This is a genomic window from Scytonema hofmannii PCC 7110 (genome assembly GCF_000346485.2).
GTDB classification, from domain to species: Bacteria; Cyanobacteriota; Cyanobacteriia; order Cyanobacteriales; family Nostocaceae; genus Scytonema; species Scytonema hofmannii.
In genome coordinates this window covers 1-1,885 of record NZ_KQ976369.1, presented here as the reverse complement: position 1 = coordinate 1,885, position 1,885 = coordinate 1, and the positions used below count along the sequence as shown (strand labels likewise).

3 protein-coding genes are annotated in these 1,885 nt (G+C 42.6%); 1 reads left to right on the top strand and 2 read right to left on the bottom strand.

Annotation, left to right across the window (positions count from 1 at the left end; all coding sequences use genetic code 11):
- Nucleotides 1-277: 277 nt before the first annotated feature.
- The gene (locus tag WA1_RS51880) at nucleotides 278-661 is read left to right on the top strand and encodes a DUF4346 domain-containing protein (protein ID WP_017745512.1); all 384 of its coding nucleotides are present in this window, start codon (nucleotides 278-280) and stop codon (nucleotides 659-661) included.
- Nucleotides 662-750: 89 nt separating this feature from the next.
- On the opposite strand, the gene psb32 is transcribed toward WA1_RS51880, so the two are convergent.
- Together psb32 and WA1_RS51870 are read right to left on the bottom strand one after the other, a co-directional pair.
- A complete protein-coding gene (gene psb32 / locus WA1_RS51875) occupies nucleotides 751-1,485 on the bottom strand; it encodes a photosystem II repair protein Psb32 (RefSeq protein ID WP_017745511.1) in 735 nt (244 codons plus the stop codon).
- A gap of 150 nt (nucleotides 1,486-1,635) precedes the next feature.
- On the bottom strand, nucleotides 1,636-1,885 hold a 250-nt coding region (locus WA1_RS51870; RefSeq protein WP_148663125.1), incomplete at its 5' end, for an NADAR family protein.

The following is a 1,885-nucleotide window of genomic DNA, read 5'->3' as shown; positions in this document are numbered from 1 at the left end:
AGTGACCAGTGACCAGTGACCAGTGACCAGTGACCAGTGACCAGTGACCAATGACCAGTGACCAGTGACCAGTGACCAGTGACCAGTGACCAATGACCAGTGACCAATGACCAGTGACCAATGACCAGTGACCAGTGACTAGTGAGTTTTGCATTTCTTTTTTATATAACTGTTTAGATTTTTGCGGATCTACTTAGTTCAGGCAAAGATCTAAACTTAAGAAGAGGTTATGTAAAGGTAAAAACTCCAATTTTTGAATGTTAATTTTAAGGAGAATATGGATTTGACTGTTTCAGATTTAGCGGTAATTGATGAAAAGCTTTCTCAGCGTCATATCGATCTTGACCCAAGTGGGTATTTCATTATTTACCTGAATCGGGAAGAAGGTTTAATTTGTGCCAAGCATTATACAAATGTTATTGACGATCGCGGTTTAGCGGTCGATCCTGAAACAGGGCAAGTGATTCCCGCACGGGGAAAAGTAGAACGAACTCACACTATAGTCTTCAGTGGCAGAACAGCAAAAGAACTCTGCGTTAGAATCTTTGAGCAAACTCAACCCTGTCCGGTCACTCAGCTAGACCACGCTGCTTACTTAGGTCGGGAATTCATCCGCGCCGAGATTGCTTTGGTGACAGGGCAAGAGTATGTTCAGGACTAATTGGGGAGTAGGGAATGGCTAATGGGGAATAGGGGTATGAAAAAGATTTATTCATCCCCCACTCACTACTCCCCACTCACCACTCCCTATTACCCATTAGATGATGGCTGATTAATCTGGTAAACGTAGTATGTTGCCATCGGGATAATGGTTGCAGCAATGAGAAGCCCGATCACCCAAGCAGTGGCATTACCTTGGTCGGTGTCTTCTGCTTTTGTGAAAGTGCCTTCTACCTGTACTTTTTCAGCAATTTGGGGTGGTCCTGGATCGGGTTCGCCAGATAGGACGGCGACTAAGCGATCGCTTGCATCTAAAAACGCCTGATTGTACTTGTTGCCGTCCCGTAATGGTGCTGTCAAAGTTTCATAAGCTACACTTTTAGCAATGTCATCTGACATCAAAGATTGTACTTTGTCACCAGTAACGATTGAGATACCGTTAGTTAAGGTATCAATCATCAGTAGTGTTTGATTTGCCGAGCGCTCTTTTGTGGGAAACCATCTTTCAAATAGTTGTTTTGTGAAGCTTTCAGGAGTTTCACCATAGTCAAGACGGCGAACTGTAACAAATCTGACTTCATTTCCTGTTTGTTTTGCCAAGTTCTCAAAAGCGCTGCTAATCTTGCCTTCGTTGGAACGGCTGATAACTTCACCTTGATCGACAACCCAAGTGCTACCAGGTGTGATATCTGGTATTTGATACACACTTGTAGCCAAAGCAGGCATAACAAACAGAGAAGAAGCGAGAACTACCATCACAAGTGGCAGAAATAGCAATTTGATACTATTTTTCAAATTACATACTTGGTTGAGGAGCTGTTTCATGAGATTTGCCAAAATATGGAATAATTGCACCAAGATTAATATATACCTACGGGTACAATCTCTGGACTTGTTAATCAAAGATTTGTGAGAAGAATGACTACTTCCCGCGAACCGTGAAATGCCCCAGTTTTACCGGATAGGTGGGAAGGATCAATTTGAAACTTCAAATCTCAAAGATTCCGAAATCCTTGACAAGGACGGTAAAGTACGGAGGTCTTCACGCACGCTCATTAGGATTTTACCAAGATAATTTTGACCTGTGTTCTTGGCTCCACAGCCCCAAAAATAATCGGTAGGAGAATTTTCTACAATAAGTTGGTCGCTTGTGGCCAAAAGAATTTCTCTAATATCGGCATGAGTTAGAAACTTTTTGAGGACGGCTTCTCTCATCACTTGAGTT

Excerpts from the sequence above, each read along its gene's own strand:
- WA1_RS51880 (WP_017745512.1), top strand. The coding sequence starts at position 278 with ATGGATTTGACTGTTTCAGATTTAGCGGTAATTGATGAAAAGCTTTCT.
- psb32 (WP_017745511.1), bottom strand. The coding sequence starts at position 1,485 with ATGAAACAGCTCCTCAACCAAGTATGTAATTTGAAAAATAGTATCAAA.